Origin of the sequence: Rhizobium grahamii CCGE 502 (genome assembly GCF_000298315.2) — a bacterium.
In the GTDB taxonomy this organism is placed as follows: domain Bacteria; phylum Pseudomonadota; class Alphaproteobacteria; order Rhizobiales; family Rhizobiaceae; genus Rhizobium; species Rhizobium grahamii.
On the sequence record NZ_AEYE02000001.1, the window covers coordinates 74178 to 93522 of the forward strand.

17 protein-coding genes are annotated in these 19345 nt (G+C 61.2%); 11 read left to right on the forward strand and 6 right to left on the reverse strand.

The features are described from left to right. Complete coding sequence (locus tag RGCCGE502_RS00280) at window positions 1-1800, reverse strand: diguanylate cyclase (RefSeq protein WP_016552158.1); 1800 nt, start codon at window positions 1798-1800, stop codon at window positions 1-3. A gap of 255 nt (window positions 1801-2055) precedes the next feature. Here RGCCGE502_RS00280 and RGCCGE502_RS00285 point away from each other — a divergent pair, with 255 nt between their 5' ends. Then, window positions 2056-2760, forward strand: coding sequence for a GntR family transcriptional regulator (locus tag RGCCGE502_RS00285; protein WP_016552159.1), 705 nt, complete (start codon window positions 2056-2058; stop codon window positions 2758-2760). 129 nt (window positions 2761-2889) lie between these two features. Further along, complete coding sequence (locus RGCCGE502_RS00290) at window positions 2890-3852, forward strand: dihydrodipicolinate synthase family protein (protein ID WP_016552160.1); 963 nt, start codon at window positions 2890-2892, stop codon at window positions 3850-3852. A 75-nt stretch (window positions 3853-3927) separates the two neighbouring features. Here the strand turns inward: RGCCGE502_RS00290 and RGCCGE502_RS00295 are convergent, their stop codons facing one another. After that, window positions 3928-4965: an Ldh family oxidoreductase gene (locus RGCCGE502_RS00295; protein WP_016552161.1), complete on the reverse strand. Its 1038-nt coding sequence runs from the start codon at window positions 4963-4965 to the stop codon at window positions 3928-3930. Between the two features lie 148 nt (window positions 4966-5113). Here RGCCGE502_RS00295 and RGCCGE502_RS00300 point away from each other — a divergent pair, with 148 nt between their 5' ends. The 9 genes from RGCCGE502_RS00300 (at window position 5114) to RGCCGE502_RS00340 (ending at window position 15418) form a co-directional block, all read left to right on the forward strand. Further along, window positions 5114-6631 carry an aldehyde dehydrogenase (NADP(+)) gene (locus RGCCGE502_RS00300; protein ID WP_016552162.1) on the forward strand — a complete coding sequence of 506 codons (1518 nt, stop codon included), beginning with the start codon at window positions 5114-5116 and terminating at the stop codon, window positions 6629-6631. A 183-nt stretch (window positions 6632-6814) separates the two neighbouring features. Beyond that, a complete protein-coding gene (locus RGCCGE502_RS00305) occupies window positions 6815-7624 on the forward strand; it encodes an ABC transporter substrate-binding protein (RefSeq protein ID WP_016552163.1) in 810 nt (269 codons plus the stop codon). Window positions 7625-7693: 69 nt separating this feature from the next. Continuing rightward, window positions 7694-8359: an amino acid ABC transporter permease gene (locus RGCCGE502_RS00310; RefSeq protein WP_016552164.1), complete on the forward strand. Its 666-nt coding sequence runs from the start codon at window positions 7694-7696 to the stop codon at window positions 8357-8359. Window positions 8360-8371: 12 nt separating this feature from the next. Continuing rightward, window positions 8372-9025, forward strand: coding sequence for an amino acid ABC transporter permease (locus tag RGCCGE502_RS00315; protein WP_016552165.1), 654 nt, complete (start codon window positions 8372-8374; stop codon window positions 9023-9025). Then, window positions 9018-9740 (forward strand): amino acid ABC transporter ATP-binding protein, encoded by a 723-nt coding sequence (locus tag RGCCGE502_RS00320; protein WP_016552166.1) that lies wholly within the window; start codon window positions 9018-9020, stop codon window positions 9738-9740. Before RGCCGE502_RS00315 ends, RGCCGE502_RS00320 begins: the two co-directional genes overlap by 8 nt. Window positions 9741-9747: 7 nt before the next feature. Further along, window positions 9748-10998, forward strand: a complete 1251-nt coding sequence (locus RGCCGE502_RS00325) for an NAD(P)/FAD-dependent oxidoreductase (RefSeq protein WP_016552167.1) — start codon at window positions 9748-9750, stop codon at window positions 10996-10998. Window positions 10999-11083: 85 nt separating this feature from the next. Further along, entirely contained in the window at window positions 11084-12775 is a 1692-nt protein-coding gene (gene lhpI, locus RGCCGE502_RS00330; protein WP_016552168.1) for a cis-3-hydroxy-L-proline dehydratase, read from the forward strand. Window positions 12776-12784: 9 nt separating this feature from the next. Further along, the gene (locus tag RGCCGE502_RS00335; protein WP_016552169.1) at window positions 12785-13813 is read left to right on the forward strand and encodes a trans-3-hydroxy-L-proline dehydratase; all 1029 of its coding nucleotides are present in this window, start codon (window positions 12785-12787) and stop codon (window positions 13811-13813) included. Window positions 13814-13960: 147 nt separating this feature from the next. Next, window positions 13961-15418, forward strand: a complete 1458-nt coding sequence (locus RGCCGE502_RS00340) for an MltF family protein (RefSeq protein ID WP_016552170.1) — start codon at window positions 13961-13963, stop codon at window positions 15416-15418. Window positions 15419-15500: 82 nt separating this feature from the next. Here the strand turns inward: RGCCGE502_RS00340 and RGCCGE502_RS00345 are convergent, their stop codons facing one another. Genes RGCCGE502_RS00345 through RGCCGE502_RS00360 form a run of 4 tightly spaced genes read right to left on the reverse strand, consistent with a single transcriptional unit; the run spans window position 15501 to window position 19322 of the window. Further along, window positions 15501-16484 carry an ABC transporter ATP-binding protein gene (locus RGCCGE502_RS00345; RefSeq protein WP_016552171.1) on the reverse strand — a complete coding sequence of 328 codons (984 nt, stop codon included), beginning with the start codon at window positions 16482-16484 and terminating at the stop codon, window positions 15501-15503. Beyond that, the gene (locus RGCCGE502_RS00350; RefSeq protein ID WP_016552172.1) at window positions 16477-17484 is read right to left on the reverse strand and encodes an ABC transporter ATP-binding protein; all 1008 of its coding nucleotides are present in this window, start codon (window positions 17482-17484) and stop codon (window positions 16477-16479) included. The genes RGCCGE502_RS00345 and RGCCGE502_RS00350 overlap by 8 nt, the downstream gene beginning before the upstream one ends. Further along, window positions 17485-18402 (reverse strand): ABC transporter permease, encoded by a 918-nt coding sequence (locus RGCCGE502_RS00355; RefSeq protein WP_016552173.1) that lies wholly within the window; start codon window positions 18400-18402, stop codon window positions 17485-17487. Further along, window positions 18399-19322, reverse strand: a complete 924-nt coding sequence (locus RGCCGE502_RS00360) for an ABC transporter permease subunit (RefSeq protein WP_016552174.1) — start codon at window positions 19320-19322, stop codon at window positions 18399-18401. The genes RGCCGE502_RS00355 and RGCCGE502_RS00360 overlap by 4 nt, the downstream gene beginning before the upstream one ends. Between the last annotated feature and the right edge of the window lie 23 nt (window positions 19323-19345).

Below are 19345 nucleotides of genomic sequence, written 5' to 3' on the forward strand. Positions count from 1 at the left end.
CTACCCGGCAAGCCGATGATTGGGCGACCCGTCGGCGCCATCGATCAAAGTGATGTTCCTGCCCTTCGATTTGGCGCGAAGGAGGGCCGCGTCGGCTCTTTGCAGGATTGTGGCGGCTGGTTTGTCATCATCCGCCAAGGCAATCCCGATCGACACGGTTACGGTCCCTAGCGGCCGTCCCTGATAGGTTATGGGTGCAGCCTCGACCGCGTTGCGGAGTTTCTCCCCAATATCGAATGAGGACTCGCTCGTCCCTTCGGGCAGAATGACTGTGAACTCCTCGCCGCCAAACCTGTAAACCGAACCCGACTTGCCAGCCGTCTCAGCCATCAGGGTTGCAACCTGCCGCATCACATGGTCGCCGGCATCATGTCCGAACTCGTCATTGAAGTGCTTGAAGTGATCGATGTCGACCATCAGGCAGGCCGTGGGACGATCCACAGGGTCTCGGCGAAGCCGGTTCATTTCGTCGTCCAGCGAGCGACGATTGAGAAGACCTGTCAGGGGATCGCGTACGGCAAGATGGGTCAACCGTTCCCTCAGCTGAAGATTGGCGATCGCCAGTCCGATGTTCTCGGCGATGATCTCTATGTAGAGCCTTGCGGTCTCCATCGCCTTGCCGCCATCGGTGCCCTCGAAATAGAGAAGACCGACCGTGTCGCCATGAGCGGAGAGCGGTATGCAGATGCAAGCGTGTTCCCCTTCCTCCAGATGCTGGCAGGGGACATCGTCCCGCGAATGGTCGCTGACATGCGGCCTGCCGCGTCTCAACCCCCAGCATTCCGCCGGCGCCAGTATGTCATGCGACCGGCTCGGCTGAAGCCAGCGACTGGCGGAGGTGAGGGCCGATCGGCCACTGTTCATGAGGTAGAGGTGTCCCGCGAGATGTGGAAAGATCTGCGGCGCGAAAAGTGAAACGACATCGGCAAGCTCTTCCTGTTGCTGGCAAGCCTGAAGCCGATGCATCATCTGAAGAATGTGATCCTTCGTTTTCTGATCGCGCCGCCGCTCGGCATCCAGGCGCTCTCGCTCCAGGCCATTGTCGCGGAAGATCTGGATCGCTTCGTTCATTTCGCCGATCTCGTCATGTCGCCTGTCGGGCAGCACCTCGACGTCATAGTCCTGCTTTGCCAGTCGATTGACGATCCCAGTCATTCTGAGCAGCGGCGTTGCCACCCGACGCTTCAACACAAAGTACAGGACGCCGATGAAGACGGCCGCCGTCAGCCCCAACATCGACTTCGCTATATTGTCCCATAGGTCGGTTCTTGCTTTTGCTGCAGCGAGTTCGTCGTCGGCGCGGGTCGCCACGAGATCGGTAAAATGCTGAACGCTGGCCAGCAGGTCAGTCTGCAAGCGCTCGTGCTCCGGTCCAAAAAGGGTCTGCCGTGCACCGTCGCGATCGCCGTTCCCATAGTCGGCAACGGCACGTTCCTCGATTTGGTCCAATGCCTCTGCGTCACTTTCCAACCGGCGCAATGCGGCAAGTTCCGGCGATGACAGATTGGTCAACTTCAAGCCCTTGATGGCTTCCTCGCGAGCGCGTTCCTCGCCATCGGCGCTGCGGAAGGCCTGAAGGTGACGGTCCTCGCCGCGCATCACAAAGAGGCGGGCATCCTCCGTCGTCTGTTCGGCCGCTATTGCGAGTTCATCAGCAAGCTCGTCGAGTTGCTGCCGCGTTTCCACCGCGGATCGTTCGCGCACGGCGCTATAGGCAGACAGAATGAACGCTCCGCCCGAGAGAACGGTGAGCACAACGGTGACGGCATAGGCCCAATTTGTAATCGTGCTGATCCGCATTCTGTCTCGTACCTTCGTCCCCTCAGTGGGTCGTTTTGCAATGCTAGAATAGAGGAATAAATGAGCACTTAATTGCATTGCCGACCGAGTTCGGGTGGCGCCGATGGATCTTCGCGACAGTCTATCATGTTATCCGGAGAGCCGCCGCTTTGTATGCTCGCGCGACGTGCTGCCCGTTTCACCCGCCGAGGTTGCCAGCGCTATTGACCAGTCCGCGAGAAAAAGTATTCCTTTTGTCGACAAAAGGATTCTTCAATGGCTGATACAGATACGAACTCCACCCCAGAGCGCAAGCGCGGCTCCGGCGTCAAGATGGTCTACGACCTCTTGCGCGACGAGATCCTTGATCTCGTATTGCCTCCTGGCAGCCCCATCGACGAGGTGCAATTGGCAGAGCGATTCAAGATGTCGCGTACACCGATCCGCGAGGCACTGGTTCGGCTGGCGGGCGAGGGCCTGATCGAGACGCTCCCAAACCGCTCGACCATGGTATCGAATATCGACTTCCTGAACCTCAACACCTTCTTCGATGCGCTTGTGCTGATGTACCGCGTCACGACAAGGCTTGCCGCGCGAAACCATCGCCCTGAGGATCTGGCCGTCATCCGTGGTTTCCACGAAGACTATGCCGCTGCCGTGAATGCGCGGGATGCGTTGAGGATGATCTCGACCAATGCGGCGTTTCACGCAGCGATCGCCGAGGCGGGCCGCAACCCATACTTCACGAGCCTGTTCCGTCGATTGCTCGATGAGGGAAGACGCATCCTCCGGCTCTATTATCGATCCTACGACGAGCAGTTTCCGCAACGCTTCGTCGATGAACACGCCGAAATCATCGCCGCCATCGAGGCGCGCGACATCGAGGCAGCCGACCGCTTGGGCAAGGCGCACGCGGAGCAGATCGTTGCCCAAGTGCAGAAGCTTTTCAGCCGTGATGTCGGGATCGACATAGCGCTTTAAAGACCGCGCCGGCGTCTGCGTTTTTCTTGTCGACAAATAAAATACAAGATGATATATCACCTGACAAAGAGGGAGGCTCTGCACGCGTTTGTGTCGGCCGACTGATCAAACGGCCGAAAGGAGACCGATATGAAGGCTAAGATTTTCTCGGGCGTGATCCCCGCCCTGATGACCCCCTGCAAGCAGGATCGTACCCCCGATTTCGACGCCCTTGTCCGCAAGGGACAGGAACTGATTGCCCAGGGCATGTCGGCAGTCGTTTACTGCGGTTCGATGGGTGACTGGCCGCTCCTGACCGATGCGCAGCGCATGGAAGGCGTCGAGCGCCTTGTAAAGGCTGGCATCCCGGTCATCGTTGGCACCGGTGCCGTCAACAGCGCCTCGGCCGTTGCACATGCAGCGCACGCCCAGAAGGTCGGCGCCCAGGGCCTGATGGTCATCCCGCGTGTTCTGTCGCGTGGCTCGGTGATCGGCGCCCAGAAGGCGCACTTCAAGGCAATCCTCTCGGCTGCCCCCGATCTTCCTGCTGTCATCTACAACAGCCCCTATTATGGTTTTGCCACCCGCGCTGATCTGTTCTTTGCGCTCCGGGCCGAGCATCCTAACCTCGTCGGTTTCAAGGAATTCGGCGGCGCTGCCGATATGCGTTATGCGGCCGAGAACATCACCAGCCGCGATGATGGTGTTTCGCTGATGATCGGCGTTGACACGGCCGTCTTCCACGGCTTCGTGAACTGCGGCGCGACCGGCGCCATCACCGGCATCGGCAATGTGCTGCCGAAGGAAGTGCTGCACCTCTGCAACCTTTCGCAGGCAGCTGCTGAAGGCGATGCGGATGCCCGCCAGCGCGCGCTGGAACTCGAGCAGGCACTGGCAGTCCTCTCCTCGTTCGACGAAGGCCCGGACCTCGTCCTGTTCTTCAAGCACATGATGGTGCTGAAGGGCGACAAGGAATACACGCTCCACTTCAACGAAACCGACGTCCTGACGGACAGCCAGCGCGGCTATGTCGAATCTCAGTTCAAGCTCTTCAACAACTGGTACGCGGAGTGGAGCAAGCTCCCTGGCGCGGTGGCGAAGTACAAGGCTTGATTTTCTAAAGCTCTCAGATCGAAAGGCCCTCCAACGGAGGGCCTTTTTGCGTTTCCGGTGGTCTCTGGTGGTGGCTCAGGCCACCGCCTCCAGACCGAGTGCGAACAACCGCTCGAGCTGCTTGATTTCGGCCTCGGTCAGCGTGACGCCATTGGTTTCCGATTTTGCTCGCGCCACATACCGGCGCTGTGAGGGCAGGCGGGCGCCTTGGCCGACGATTGCCTCAAACAAAATCTCTGCACGCGCAAACGGATTGCCCGGCCGGCCCGCGGCGAAGGCTTCCGGCGAGAAGGCGATGATCAATTCGCCATGGAAGGGCGCAAGTGTTGTCGTGCCGAGATAGTCAAGCACCTCTGGGCTTGTCAGGTCGCCGATCATAATGCCGGCGAGCAGCTCGATCATCGTGCCGATGGCCGAGCCCTTGTGTCCGCCGAATGGCAGCATGGCGCCGGCAAGCGCAGCCTCCGGATCGGTTGTCGGATTGCCGTCGGCATCGATTGCCCACCCCTCTGGCAGTGACTTTCCGGCCCGCCGATGCAGCTCGATTTCCCCGCGCGCGGCAACCGAGGTGGCGAAATCGAAGACATAGGGTGGCTGGCCGGCGCGCGGCCAGGCGAAGGCGAAGGGGTTGGTGCCGAGCAGGGGTTTGTTGCCTCCTGTCGGTGCAACTGTCGCATAGCTCGGGCACATGACGAGACCCGCAAGTCCTTGTTCGGTCAGCGCTTCTGCTTCTGGCCACAGGGCGGAGAAGTGGGTGCAGTCGTTGATAACGAGTGCTGCCAGTCCGCATGCTCGGGCGCGCTCCGCGAGTGCCGGCAGGCCGAGTTCGAAGGCCGGATTGGCGAAGCCACCCTTTGCGTTGACCTTTACAATCGCCGAACCCTCCTGCAGCAGCAATTCCGGAACCGCATGCGGCTTCACCTTGCCCGCTTTGACCGTACGCAACGCACCTTCGATCCGATAGATACCGTGCGACTTGCAGGCATCCCGCTCCCCGGCGACAATTACGCGAGCGAGCGCACCGGCTTGGATCTCGTTGAGGCCCGCCTTGCGGAAAATTGCATCGACCCTCTCCTGTAGGGCCGCGACGGTCAGGGTGGTGTTCTCGCTCATCTTGTGTCTCTCATGGCTGGCCCGGCCGCCGAAGGCGATCGAGTGTTGAAGTTATAAATACATAGAGTATACAAAGATCCGACATGCGCAATTCGCCTGCAGATGGATTTTCGCAAGGCGCCCCCGGCTTTCAAGGAAGGAATAGCAAATGGTCTTCACTCCCAATGGAAAACACCTCGTCGCGGGCGAATGGCTCGACGGAGCGGGTACTTTTGCATCCGCACCGGCTCATGGTCCAGTGCATCAGTTCGCCGTCGGCACGGTCGACCTGGTGAGCCGCGCCTGCGAGGCGGCCGAAGATGCCTTCTGGAGCTACGGCTACTCCACACGCGCAGAGCGGGCCGCGTTCCTTCGTGCGATCGCTGACGAGATCGAGGTGCGCGCCGAGGCAATCACGGAGATTGGTAGCCAGGAAACGGGTCTGCCGGAAGCGCGCCTGCAGGGCGAACGCGGCCGCACGACCGGCCAGTTGCGGCTCTTCGCCGATCACATCGAAAAGGGCGAGTATCTTGACCGCCGCCGTGACGCGGCACTGCCCGACCGTCAACCCGCGCCGCGGCCGGAGATCCGGCTCATTCAGCGCCCGATCGGCCCGGTGGCCGTCTTCGGCGCGTCGAACTTCCCGCTGGCCTTCTCGACTGCTGGCGGTGATACGGCGGCCGCACTAGCCGCGGGTTGCCCTGTTGTGGTCAAGGGTCACTCGGCGCATCCCGGCACCGGCGAAATCGTCGCCCAGGCGATCGAGGCTGCCATTCGTAAGACCGGCGTTCATCCCGGCGTCTTCTCGCTGATCCAGGGCGGCAATCGCCAAGTCGGCGAAGCCCTGGTGCAGCATCCGCGTATCAAGGCTGTCGGCTTCACCGGCTCGCTCGCCGGCGGTCGCGCGCTTTTCAACCTGTGTGCTGCACGGCCTGAACCGATCCCGTTCTTCGGCGAACTCGGTTCTGTCAATCCGATGTTCCTTTTGCCCGAAGCGCTGAAGGCACGCGGCGAAACGCTCGGCCAGGGCTGGGCGGGATCGCTGACCATGGGTGCCGGGCAGTTCTGCACCAATCCCGGCATCGCCGTCGTGGCGGAAGGCGCCGAAGCCGATCGCTTCGTGGCCGCAACGGTCGAAGCGCTGGGCAAGGTAACGCCGCAGACCATGCTCACGGACGGCATCGCGAAGGCCTATCAGGATGGACAGACGCGCTTTGCAACCCGCAATACGGTCAAGCAGCTGTTCACCGGCGAGTCCTCCGGCCGGACGGCTGCACCCAACCTTTTTGAGACGACCGGTGCGCAGTTCCTGGCCGACCACGCCCTCGGTGAAGAGGTCTTCGGGCCGCTTGGCCTTGTGGTTCGCGTTAAGACGATCGATGAGATGGAGCAGCTGGCGCGCGGCTTCGAAGGTCAGTTGACGGCGACGATCCACATGGATGCCGGCGACATCGCCCACGCCCGCCGTCTGCGCCCAGTGCTCGAGCGAAAGGCGGGGCGCGTCCTTGTCAACGGGTTCCCGACAGGCGTCGAGGTAGTCGATTCCATGGTCCATGGCGGCCCCTATCCGGCTTCGACGAACTTCGGAGCAACCAGCGTCGGCACGATGTCGATCCGCCGCTTCCTGCGGCCGGTCTCGTACCAGAATATGTCGGAAGATCTTCTGCCTGAGGATTTCCTCGGCTGATTTTCATCGAGAGGTAGAAAAGCAAAGGGCGGCCACTACTTGGCCGCCCTTTTTGTCGACATGATCGCTATTCGCCTTATACTTTTTGCATACTTGATGTATTTTAAGATTGATTTGCGCGCGCTGAAGAGGAATAGTGCGCCTCGCTGTCCATCGACAAATCCAACTCTGGGAGAGAGAAAAATGAAAACCTCGGTCCTCGCTTTCGGCCTTCTGGCCACCGCCACCCTCCTGACCAGCCCGGCCAAAGCCGACAAGCTGGACGACATCATCGGTTCGGGCACGCTGCGCTGCGCCGTTGTGCTGGACTTCCCGCCGATGGGCTCGCGCGACGAGAACAACAATCCGATCGGCTTCGACGTGGACTACTGCAACGATCTGGCCAAGGCGCTCGGCGTAACTGCCGAAATCGTCGAGACCCCGTTCCCCGAGCGCATTCCGGCGCTGATGTCCGGTCGCGTTGATGTCGGCGTTGCCTCCACCTCCGACACGCTCGAGCGCGCCAAGACCGTCGGCATGACGGTTCCCTACTTTGCCTTCGAGATGGCGGTTACCGCCAACGAGAAGTCGGGCGTGAAGTCGTTCGAAGACATGAAGGGCAAGGTTGTCGGCGCGACGGCTGGCACCTACGAAGCGATCGCGCTCGAAAAGCAGGTCAAGGCTTGGGGCGTCGGTGAGTTCCGTCCTTACCAGACGCAGGCCGACGTGTTCCTCGCACTGAGCCAGGGCCAGCTTGACGCCACCGTCTCGACCTCGACCGTTGCCCAGGCCAACGTCAAGACCGGCAAGTTCCCGGGCGTCGCAGTGGTCGGCAAGGCGCCGTTCGACATCGACTACGTCGCACTCTTCACCAATCGTGAGGAATACGGTCTGGTCAACTACCTGAACCTGTTCATCAACCAGCAGGTTCGCACCGGCCGCTACGCCGAGCTCTACAAGAAGTGGGTCGGCGGCGACGTCCCGTCGCTCGCGGTCAACGGCGTTTACCGCTAATCTGGACCGTTTCTCCCGCGGCGCGAGGTCATCCCTCGCGCCGTAGCTTTACGACAAGGTGAGACGGTCATGTTCAACTACACCTTCCACTGGAACCAAGCGCTCAAGGCATTGCCCCAGATGCTCGACGGCGCGCTGGTAACGCTGCAGATCGCGCTCCTGTCCATGATTATCGGACTGGCGTGCGCGCTTGCGCTGACCTTGTTCCGGCTATCCGGCAACCGTATTCTCGCTGGCTTTGCCACAGGCTGGGTCGAGATTGCGCGAAACACACCTGCGCTCTTCCAGATCTACATGGCCCATTTTGGCCTTGGCAATTTTGGCATTCACCTCACGCCGTTTACCGCGCTCCTGGTTGGCATTGCCTTTAACAACGCCGGTTACTTGGCGGAGAATTTCCGTGGTGCGCTGAAGGCGATCCCGGACACACAGACACGCGCCGGGCGCTCGCTTGGCATGACGTCCATGCAGGCGTTTCGACTGATTGTCCTTCCGCAAATGCTGCGCGTGGCGTTCCTGCCGGCGACCAACCAGATGGTCTGGGCCGTTCTGATGACGTCGCTTGGCGTGACCGTCGGCATGAACACCGATCTTGCCGGCGTGACGCAGGAGCTGAATGCGCGCTCCTTCCGTACTTTTGAATTCTTCGCCTTGGCTGCGGTGATCTACTACGTCATCGCCAAAGTTCTGACCCTTGCCGCCCGGGCGCTTGCCTGGCGCATGTTCCGCTACTGAGAGAGGTGAGAGATGTTTGGTACTGCCCTCACCTGGGGTGATCTGGCCTTCCTGGCGCAAGGCGCGGGGATGACGCTCGCGGTTACCGTTGTTTCGGTCGCGGCCGGAACCGTCCTCGGCATCCTCTTCGGGATGATCCGCGTCGAACTCGGACCCTACTGGTCCGCACCGCTGACCTTCGCGCTCGACGTCTTCCGCTCGGTGCCTTTGTTGATCCAGCTTGTGCTCGGCAATGCTTTGCAGTCGATCATGCGGCTTGGCTGGCCTCCGTTCACGACCTCCTGCGTTGTCCTGTCGCTCTATACGGCCGCCTACTGCACGGAAATCGTCCGAGGCGGAATTTCTTCGGTGTCGCCGACCACGCGGCGTGCTGCCCGGTCGCTCGGCATGACCTGGTCGCAGGATATGCGCTACATTGTCATGCCGCTTGCGACACGCGTGTCGCTGCCGTCCTGGATCGGCCTCACGCTTGGCGTCATGAAGGATTCCGCGCTGGTACTTTGGCTCGGCCTGATTGAGCTGCTGCGCGCCTCGCAGATCCTCGTGACCCGGCTGCAGGAACCGTTGTTCATCCTGATGATCTGCGGCGCAGTCTACTTTATCATCAGCTTCCCCATCGCCCGGATTGGCGGGTATCTCGAAAGACGGTGGTCCCCCAATGATTGAGATTGAAAACGTCCGCAAATCCTTCGGCTCATTGGAGGTCCTCAAGGGCATCAACCTCACTGTCCCGAAGGGCGAGGTGCTGACCATCATCGGCGGTTCCGGCTCGGGAAAGTCGACATTGCTCACCTGTATCAATGGTCTCGAAGCCATCGATAGCGGCCGTATCGTCGTTGACGGCACGGATGTCCATGCCAAGGCGACCGACCTGAATAAGCTCCGCCGCAAGCTCGGCATCGTCTTCCAGCAGTGGAACGCGTTCCCGCATCTGACCGTGCTGGAAAACGTCATGCTCGCGCCACGAAAGGTGCTCGGTCTTCCCAAGGCAGAAGCCGAAGCGATCGCCGTGAAGCAGCTCACTCACGTAGGCCTTGGGGAGAAGCTCAAGGTCTATCCGAACCGCATGTCCGGCGGCCAACAGCAGCGCATGGCAATTGCCCGCGCGCTGGCGATGTCGCCGGAATACATGCTGTTCGACGAGGTCACCTCGGCGCTCGACCCACAGCTGGTCGGTGAAGTCCTCGACACGCTGCGCATGCTCGCCTCCGAAGGGATGACTATGATCTGCGTCACGCACGAAATGAAGTTTGCGCGCGAGGTTTCCGATCGCGTCGCTTTCTTCCACAAGGGTGTAATGGCCGAGATCGCTCCGCCGGAAGAGCTGTTCGGTGCGCCGAAGGATCCGGAGCTGCAGGCCTTCCTCGCTGCCACTCACTGAGGCGATGATGAACGATCAAACCCAACCTGATGTCATCGTGATCGGCGCGGGGGTCGTCGGCCTATCCGCGGCGATCGTAGCACAGGCAAGGGGCCTTTCCGTGGTCGTACTCGATCGCGAAGGTCCCGCTGCCGGAGCATCGGCAGGCAATGCCGGCGCCTTCGCCTTTACCGACATCCTGCCGCTTGCCTCACCCGGCATCCTGAAGAAGGCGCCGAAGTGGCTGCTCGACCCACTCGGGCCGCTTTCGGTGCCGCCGGCGTATGCCCTGCAGATCGCACCATGGATGTTCCGGTTCTGGCGGGCCTGTGCGCCCGGTTGTGTCGCCCATTCGACCGCAGCGCAAACCGCGCTGATGGATCTTTCGAAAGCCGAGCTCGAACCGTTCCTGCAGCAAACCGGCACCATGGCCATGCTGCGCAAGGACGGCAACCTTCAGGTCTATGAGGGCGAGGCCGAGTTGAAGGCCGCGCTTCCCGGCTGGAAGGCGCGCGAAGCGCACGGTGTCGAGTTCCACCACGTCGATGCGGCTGGGATCGCCGAGATCCAGCCCGGCCTCGCGACGCGTTTCACCCATGGCACCTTCACGCCGGGTTGGTACTCGATCGCCGATCCCAAACTCTATACCCTGGCCTTGGCGGATCACTTCCGCTCGATGGGCGGCATGATTGAGCGCGCAGAGGTAACGGCTTTGCGTCCCGCCGAGGGTGGTGTCGATGTTCTGAGCGTCGGCGGCGGTTTGCGACGGGCCGCACAGGTCGTCTTGTCGGCAGGCGCCTTTTCCCATCAAGTGGCGCGCACGATCGGCGAGAAGATTCCGCTGGAAACGGAGCGTGGCTACAATACCACGCTTCCTCCCGAGGCTTTCGACCTGCGCACGCAGATTACCTTCGGCGGTCACGGCTTTGTCGTTACCCGGCTATCGACGGGTATTCGCGTTGGTGGCTCCGTCGAACTCGGAGGGCTGAAGCTGCCGCCGAATTTCCAACGCTCGGAAGCGATGCTGGAGAAAGCTCGCAGCTTCCTGCCCGGGTTGAAGCCGCAGGGCGGCGTGCAATGGATGGGGTTCCGTCCGTCCTTGCCCGACAGCCTACCCGCCATCGGCCAAGCCCGTAATACCAAGCGGGTGGTCTATGCTTTTGGCCACGGCCATCTCGGCCTGACGCAGTCGGCAGGCACCGCACGCATCGTCGCGGAACTGTTGACCGGCAAGAAGCCCGCGATCGACATCGCGCCCTTCTCGCCCCAAAGATTCTGACGGGGATCAATGCGAGCGAACCGTGACGTTTGCTCGTAACATCCCCGTTGGTGAATGCCATCTCTCTCCTTGAGGCTTCGCCGACATGAAACACTCTGTACCCGATCGCAGCATTCTCGCTGGCTCTGTCCGCGGTCCGGTTATCGCCACCGATGAGGCTCTAAGCTTCTGGGGTGGAGTCGACCCAGCGACCGGCTGTGTGATCGACGTACACCACCCGCTTCACGGGGCGTGCCTGACAGGCAGCATCTTGATGATGCCGTCGAGCCGTGGGTCCTGCACGGGCTCCGGCGTTCTCCTCGATCTTGTGCTGACAGGGCGCGCACCGGCCGCTCTGGTTTTTTCGGAGGCCGAGGATGTGCTGACGCTCGGTGCGCTGATCGCGTCTGAAATGTTCGGAAAGCCGCTGCCTGTCCTGCGGCTTGGCCACGACGCCTTCTCCGCACTCTCCCGTGCGAAAACCGCCGAGATCAGCGATAAGGCCGTCGTGGCAGACGGGTTGGAGATTCCGATTGCACCACCGGCAACCGCTGCACTCGATCTTAGCGAAGCCGACCGCGCCATGCTGAACGGACAGCAGGGCGTCGCCGTGCAGCAGGCCATGCGCATCATCAGCGCCATGGCAGCGCAGCAGGGCGCGCACGGCCTTGTCGATGTCACGCAAGGCCACATCGACGGCTGCATTTATGCGAGCCCGGCCAATCTCACCTTCGCGGAAAAGATGGCCGACATGGGGGCGCAGGTTTGCGTGCCGACCACGATGAACGCCATTTCCGTCGACCGTGCCAATTGGCAGGCGCAGGGCGTGCCGCAGGCGTTCGGCGACCCGGCGGCCGGGCTTGCCGATGCCTATGTCCGCATGGGCTGTCGGCCGACCTTCACCTGCTCTCCTTACCTGCTTGACAGCGCGCCGCAGGCGGGCGAATCCATCGCCTGGGCGGAATCCAATGCGGTGATCTTCGCCAACACAGTGCTCGGAGCCAGAACGGCAAAGCACCCCGATTTTCTCGACCTCTGCATCGCGCTGACCGGTCGAGCGCCACTTTCTGGCGTCTATCTCGACGAGCACCGGAAGGCGCGGCGGATCATCGATGTGGAGTTGCCGGCAAAGGTCGACGACGCCTTCTGGCCACTGATCGGCTATCTCGCCGGTCGCGCGGCGCCGGACCGCATTCCGCTTCTGCGCGGCCTTGCTCCCGCACAGCCGACGCCGGATGATCTCAAGGCCCTGTGCGCCGCCTTCGGCACCACCTCTGCTGCACCCATGCTGCATATCGAAGGCGTCACGCCCGAAGCTGCCGGCGCTGCCCGCGATGATGCCGACCGTGCATCGATCTCCCGCGCCGACATGGCTGCGGCCTGGACTACCCTGAACGGCGGGCCGGAGGAGGTGGAACTCATCGCTATCGGCAGTCCGCATGCCTCCTTGACCGAATGCCGCGCCTTGGCTGAGGTTCTGGCTGGTCGTCGCCGACATGCCAGCGTCGCGGTGATCGTCACTGCCGGTCGCCAGGTGATCAGTGATGCCCGCAACGAGGGTCTGCTCGACAGGTTGGAGGATGCGGGCGTGCAGGTCCTCCCCGATCTTTGCTGGTGTTCGATTTCCGAGCCGCTGTTCCCGACGCGGACCCGTGCCCTGCTGACGAATTCCGGCAAGTATGCCCACTACGGCCCAGGGCTCTCCGGCCGCGCCGTTCGCTTCGGCAGCCTTGCTGATTGTGTCGAAGCGGCTCTGACGGGTCGCGTCCCCCCGCGGCTCCCTAATTGGCTTTCCTGAGGAGGTATCATGCGCAGTACCAAGACCATCCATGTCGTGTCCGCCCATGCCGAGGGCGAGGTGGGCGATGTCATCGTTGGCGGCGTTACGCCGCCGCCCGGCGAAACCATATGGGAACAAAGCCGCTGGATCGCCCGTGACGGGACATTGCGCAACTTCGTGCTGAACGAACCGCGCGGCGGTGTCTTCCGCCACGTCAATCTGCTGGTCCCTCCGAAGCATCCCGATGCCGATGCCGCCTTCATCATCATGGAGCCCGAGGACACGCCTCCGATGTCCGGCTCGAACTCGATCTGCGTCTCCACTGTGTTGCTGGACAGCGGCATCCTGCCGATGCAGGAGCCCGTCACTGAGATCACCCTGGAAGCCCCCGGTGGCCTCGTTCGCGTGCGCGCCGAATGCCGGAACGGCAAGGCCGAGCGCATCTTCGTGCAGAACCTGCCGAGCTTTGCGGAACGACTGGATGCGAAGCTGGAAGTCGAGGGCCTGGGCACGCTGACCGTCGATACTGCCTATGGCGGCGACAGCTTCGTCATCGTCGACGCCGCGGCGATGGGCTTCAGCCTGTCGCCCGACGAGGCGCATGACATTGCAAAGCTCGGCGTGCGCATCACCAACACTGCCAACGCTGCGCTCGGGTTCCACCACCCGGAAAATGCGGATTGGAAGCACTTCTCCTTCTGCCTCTTCGCCGGTCCGGTGGAGCGCACCGCGGAAGGCCTGCGGGCAGGCGCTGCGGTTGCGATCCAGCCCGGCAAGGTCGATCGTTCGCCGACCGGAACGGCGCTGTCGGCGCGCATGGCGGTATTGCATGCGCGTGGGCAGATGACGCCTGAAGATCGTCTGACCGCTGTCTCATTGATCGGCTCGACCTTCTCCGGCCGCATTCTGGGAACCACGACAGTCGGTGATCGCGCAGCGATCCTGCCAGAAATTTCCGGTCGCGCCTGGATTACTGGCACGCATCAGCACATGCTCGATCCGTCTGACCCCTGGGCGGAAGGCTATCGGTTGACCGATACCTGGGGCGCCCGCTAACAGGAATCAGCGGTGGCGTCTTACACGCCTGAATCCGGCAAACTGCCTTGAGCGGGAGAGCCTGTTCAAGGCATCCTTCTCTCTTCAACTACCGCTATGATTGTCGAATGGACGTGATACGCTCTCAGCATCAGCTGGGGGCAGATCATGCGACATTTCCTTTTCAGCCTAATGCTCGCAACCATGGCCGTACTGTTCGGTCAGGTTGGTACGTTCGCGCAAACGAAGATCGAAATCGGCAAGATCATGCCGAAGCCGACCACAGGCGATCTCGATGCGATGACCAAGATACGGCTCATCCGGATCCTGGTCCCATATAGCAAGACTATCTACTTCATCGACAGGGGCCGTCAGTACGGAACGGCGGTGGAGTTCGGGACAGCCCTCGAGGCGGAGCTGAACAAGGGTAAGAAGAAAGAGATCGAGCGTATTCGCATCGCCTTCATCCCGACCAGCCGGGACCGGCTGATCCCCGCGCTCAAGGAAGGGTCTGGCGATATCGTCATGGCCAATCTGACGGTGACACCGGCACGCCTGCAGGACGTCGATTTCAGTGCGCCGGTCTACAACGATGCAAGCGAGGTGCTGGTCTCCGGGCCATCGGCGGAACCGATTGCGAGCGTCGATGACCTTGCCGGCAAGGAAATCCGCGTCCGCCAGAGCAGCAGCTACTATGAGCATCTTCTGTCACTCAATGAACAATTCAAGAAGGACGGAAAGCCCGAGATCCAGGTCAAGCCCATCGATGAGAACCTCGAGGACGAGGATCTGATGGAAATGGTCAACGCGGGACTCCTTCCCTGGACGGTTGTTGACCAATACAAGGCCGACATATGGTCGAAGGTGTTCACGGATCTAAAGGTGCATGCCGATATCGCCGTGTCAGCGCATGGACAGATCGCCTGGGCGATCCGCAAGGACAGTCCGCAGTTGAAGGCTGTCCTCGACAAGTTCGTCGAGCAGCACAAGGTCGGCACGACATTCGGGAACATGCTGCGCAATCGCTATTTCAAGAGCGATACCATGCTGCGGCGGGCCTATTCGCCGGCCGACGTCGATCGCTTCAAGGCGCTAGTCGAGATATTCCGCAGGCATGCGAGCACATATTCGTTCGATTATCTCATGCTGATGGCGCAGGGCTATCAAGAGTCGCAGCTCGATCAATCGCGGCATAGCACGAGAGGTGCGGTCGGCGTGATGCAACTGCTGCCGGCCACGGCGTCCGGCAAGGAGATCGGCATCACAGGCATTGCGAAAAGCGAGGACAAGAACGTCGAGGCCGGCGCCAAGTACCTTCGTTATCTGGTTCAGGTATATATCAATGATCCCGGCATATCAGCCCGTGACCAGCAGTTGATGGCGTTCGCCGCCTACAATGCAGGCCCGGGGAATCTCCGGAAATTTCGTGCCAAGGCGAAGGATATGCGGCTCAACCCTGACGTCTGGTTCGGAAACGTCGAAAACGCCGCTGCGGCCATCGTCGGGCGCGAAACGGTCCAGTACGTCAGCAATATATTCAAGTACTATGTCGCCTACAGCCTGCTGACGGAACGGGTCGAAGCGCAACGCGCTTCGATGACGGTAACGACACCAGTGAAAAACTAGCAGACTGTGCACCTCGTACGCCGGATAAAGAACAAAGGGGCCCGCGCGATGGCGGGCCCTTGGCGTGTGTGTTAATGCCCTGTCAGCGGTCCATGTGATAGCAGGCTGCAGTCTGCTCTGGCCGAACCAGCTCCGTCGGCGGCATTTCCTTGCGGCAGATATCCGTGGCCTTCCAGCAGCGCGGAGAAAACACGCAGCCTGGCGGGGGATTGAGCGGCGAGGGCGGGTCGCCCTGAAGCCGGATGCGCTGCCGGTTGCGGGCAAGTTTCGGATCAGGCACTGGTGCTGCCGAAAAGAGCGCCTGTGTGTAAGGGTGCGCCGGCCGGTCAAAAACGGTGGCGCAATCGCCAGCCTCGACTACCTTTCCGAGATAGAGCACAAGCACATCGTCCGAGATCAGCCGCACAACCGAAAGGTCGTGGCTGATGAAGATGAGGGTCAGGCCGAACTCTTTGCGGAGTTTGCGCAGCAGGGTGATCACCTGCCCCTGGATCGACACGTCGAGTGCCGAGACCGGCTCATCACAGATGATGAGCTTCGGCCTCGTCACGACAGCGCGGGCAATGCCGATACGCTGCGCCTGGCCGCCCGAGAATTCGTGCGGATAGCGGTTGATCATCTCCGGCACCAGACCGACGGCCCCCATGATTTCCCGGACGCGCGCCACGCGTTCCGCTTTGGTAAGCTTCGGCTCGAAGACGGTGAGCGGTTCGGCAATGATATCGCCGACGGTCATGCGCGGGTCTAGCGAGGCGATCGGATCCTGGAAGATGATCTGCATGTCGCGGCGCGCTGCCCGCATCTCTTCGTCCGAAAGATCGAGGAGATTGCGTCCCTGCCACAGGATGCGGCCTTTCTGCGACTTCAAAAGACGCAGGATCGAGCGCCCAAGCGTGGACTTGCCGCAGCCCGACTCGCCGACGATTCCGAGCGTCCGACCTTCTCTCAGGTCAAAGCTGACATTGTTCACCGCAGTCAGCTTCATCGGTGGTTTGAAGAAGCTTTTCGACGGAATTTCAAACTGGGTCGTGAGGTTCTCGACCCTCAAAAGCGAACGGTCAGCCATGGCTCAGAACCTCCTCACGGCGCGGGAAAGGATGGAAGCAGGCCGCGGAATGGCCCTTCGCCAACATCTCAAGTTTCGGCGACGCGTCGATACAATCGTTCTGGACCATGGGACAGCGCGGCGAGAAGCTGCAGCCCTTCGGCAGGTGCTGCAGATTGGGTGGACGGCCGGGAATGACGGCGAGCTGATCGACGTCCTGGTCTGGCCGCGGGATAGAAGCATGCAGCGCAGCCGTATAGGGATGCGCCGGCACCTCGAAGAGTTCGTCGACCGGCGCTTCCTCGACAATCCGCCCGGCATACATGACGGCAACGCGATCCGCGAGGCCGGCGACAACGCCCAGATCATGAGTGATCATGACAAGCGCCGTGTTCATTTCCGCCGTCAGGTCGTTGAAGAGATCGAGGATTTGGGCCTGGATCGTAACGTCGAGTGCGGTCGTCGGCTCGTCGGCGATGAGCAGCTTCGGTTTCGTCAGCAGTGCCATCGCAATGACGATGCGTTGGCGCATGCCGCCCGACAGTTCGTGTGGGTAGAGGTTGAAGCGCCGCGTTGGGTCGGGGATGCCGACCCGCTTCAGCATATCGAGCGCCTCGTTGGATGCGGCGCGCGCGGTGAAGCCCCGGTGAACCTCAAGCTGCTCTGTCAATTGCCGGGAAATCCGCAGCGACGGATTGAGCGCGGTCATCGGGTCCTGGAATACCATGGCCATGTCCTTGCCGCGGACATGATCGAGTTCCCGCGGCTTTAGCGCCAAGACGTCCTTGCCTTCCAGCAGTGCCTGGCCACTGGTGCGGCCGTTTTTGGCGAGCAGCCCCATGACGCCGAGGAAGGTCTGGCTCTTCCCCGATCCGGACTCGCCGACGATCGCGACACGTTCGCCGCGCCGGATCGAAAGGTTCAGGTTGGAAACGGCCTTCACCTCGCCATCCGGCGTCGCAAAGGTGATCGAATAGTCTCGTAGTTCGAGAAGCGTATCTTTTTTTGTTTCTTGTTGCATCTATCGATCCTTCGGGTCGAACGCATCGCGCAGACCGTCGCCGATGAAAAGCAGGCTCATCAGCAGGGCGACGAGGAAGCAGGCCGGGAAGACCAACAGCCACGGCATGCTTTCCATGGCGTCGGTGCCTTCCGCAATCAGCGTGCCGAGCGATGTCAACGGTTCCTGAACACCGAAACCAAGATAGGACAGGAAGCTCTCCGTAGCGATGATTTCTGGGATCGTCAGCGCCGCAAAGATCACCACCGGCCCGACAAGGTTCGGGATGATGTGCTTGAGGATGATTTTGAAAGGCTTCTGGCCGGATGCCCGGGCCGCCTCGATGAACTCGCGGTGCTTGATCGACAGTGTCTGTCCGCGCACGATTCGGGCCATCGTCAGCCATTCCAGCGCACCGATTGCTGCAAACAGCAGGTAGACGTTGCGGCCAAACACGACCATCAGCAGGATGACGAAAAGGATGTAAGGCAGCGCATACATGATATCGACAAAGCGCATCATGATCGCGTCGAGCCTGCCGCCGATATAGCCGGAAATCGCGCCGTACAGCACCCCGATCACCACCGAAACGATGGTGGCGGTCGCCGCAACGGCGAGCGAAACACGGGTGCCGTAAAGCACGCGGGCCAGCAGGTCGCGGCCGTTCGGGTCGGTTCCGAAATAGTGGCCGCTTTCCATATCAGGCGGCATCCGGAACGCCGCCCAATCCGGCTCCTCATAGTCGAACGGAATGAGGTATGGCCCAAGAAATGCTGCCAGGATGAGAAGCAGCAGCACAACGATGGCAACGACGGCCGCCTTGTTGCGGGAAAGACGACGCAGGGCATCGCCGGTAAGAGAGCGGCTCTTGTGCGAGAGCCCTTCGGCCTCGAGAAGTTCGGCCGCAAGCAGCTCTCTTTTTGCGGGATTGAGGATCATCGGTTTCTCACTTTCGGATCGAGCCACGCATAGGCGATGTCGACGAGAAGGTTAAGGATGACGATCAGCACCATGTAGAAGATGACCGTGCCGAGGACCATGCCGTAGTCGCGGTTCAGCGCTGCGTTGACGAAGTAGCGGCCGATGCCGGGCAATCCGAAGATGCTCTCGACAACGAGCGAGCCGGTGAGAAGGTAGCTGGCCGCCGGTCCGAGATAGGAAACAACCGGCATCATGGCAGGCTTCAGAGCGTGGCGCATGACGGTCAGCCGCGGGCCGATGCCCTTGGCCTTTGCCGTGCGGATGTAGTTCTGGTTCATCACTTCGATCATCGAGCCGCGGGTCATGCGCGAGATACGGCCCGCATGCGGCAATGCCAACACAACGATCGGGATGACGAGATATTTGAACGAGCCGTCACCCCATCCGCCGACAGGCAACCAGCCGAGGTGGATGCCGAGAATCAGCTGCAGGATGGGAGCAATCAGAAAGTTTGGAAGAACCAGGCCAACGAGAATAAGCAGGCCGAGGACGTAGTCAGGCGCCTTATTCTGATAAAGCGCCCCAAGACAGCCGACTGTTACGCCGATGAGGATGGCAAGGATGAAGGCGAGGCCGCCAATGGTAAAGGTATAGGGTAGGCCAATCATGATCTGCTGGGCAACGCTGAAGTCTTCGTTGGCGAAGGAGGGACCAAGATCGCCCTTCAGGACGTCGAAGACGTAGATCAGATACTGTTCGATCAGCGGCTTATCGAGATTGTAGTGGGCCGCGAGGTTCTTGAGGATTACCGGCGGCAATGGCCGTTCGCCATCGAAGGGGCCGCCGGGAGCAAGGCGCAAGACAAAAAAGCTGAGTGTCACGGCGATCCACATTACGGGGATCGTCGACAGCAGGCGACGGAGTGCATATTTGATCATGGTCGTGGATCGGCCCTTCCCAC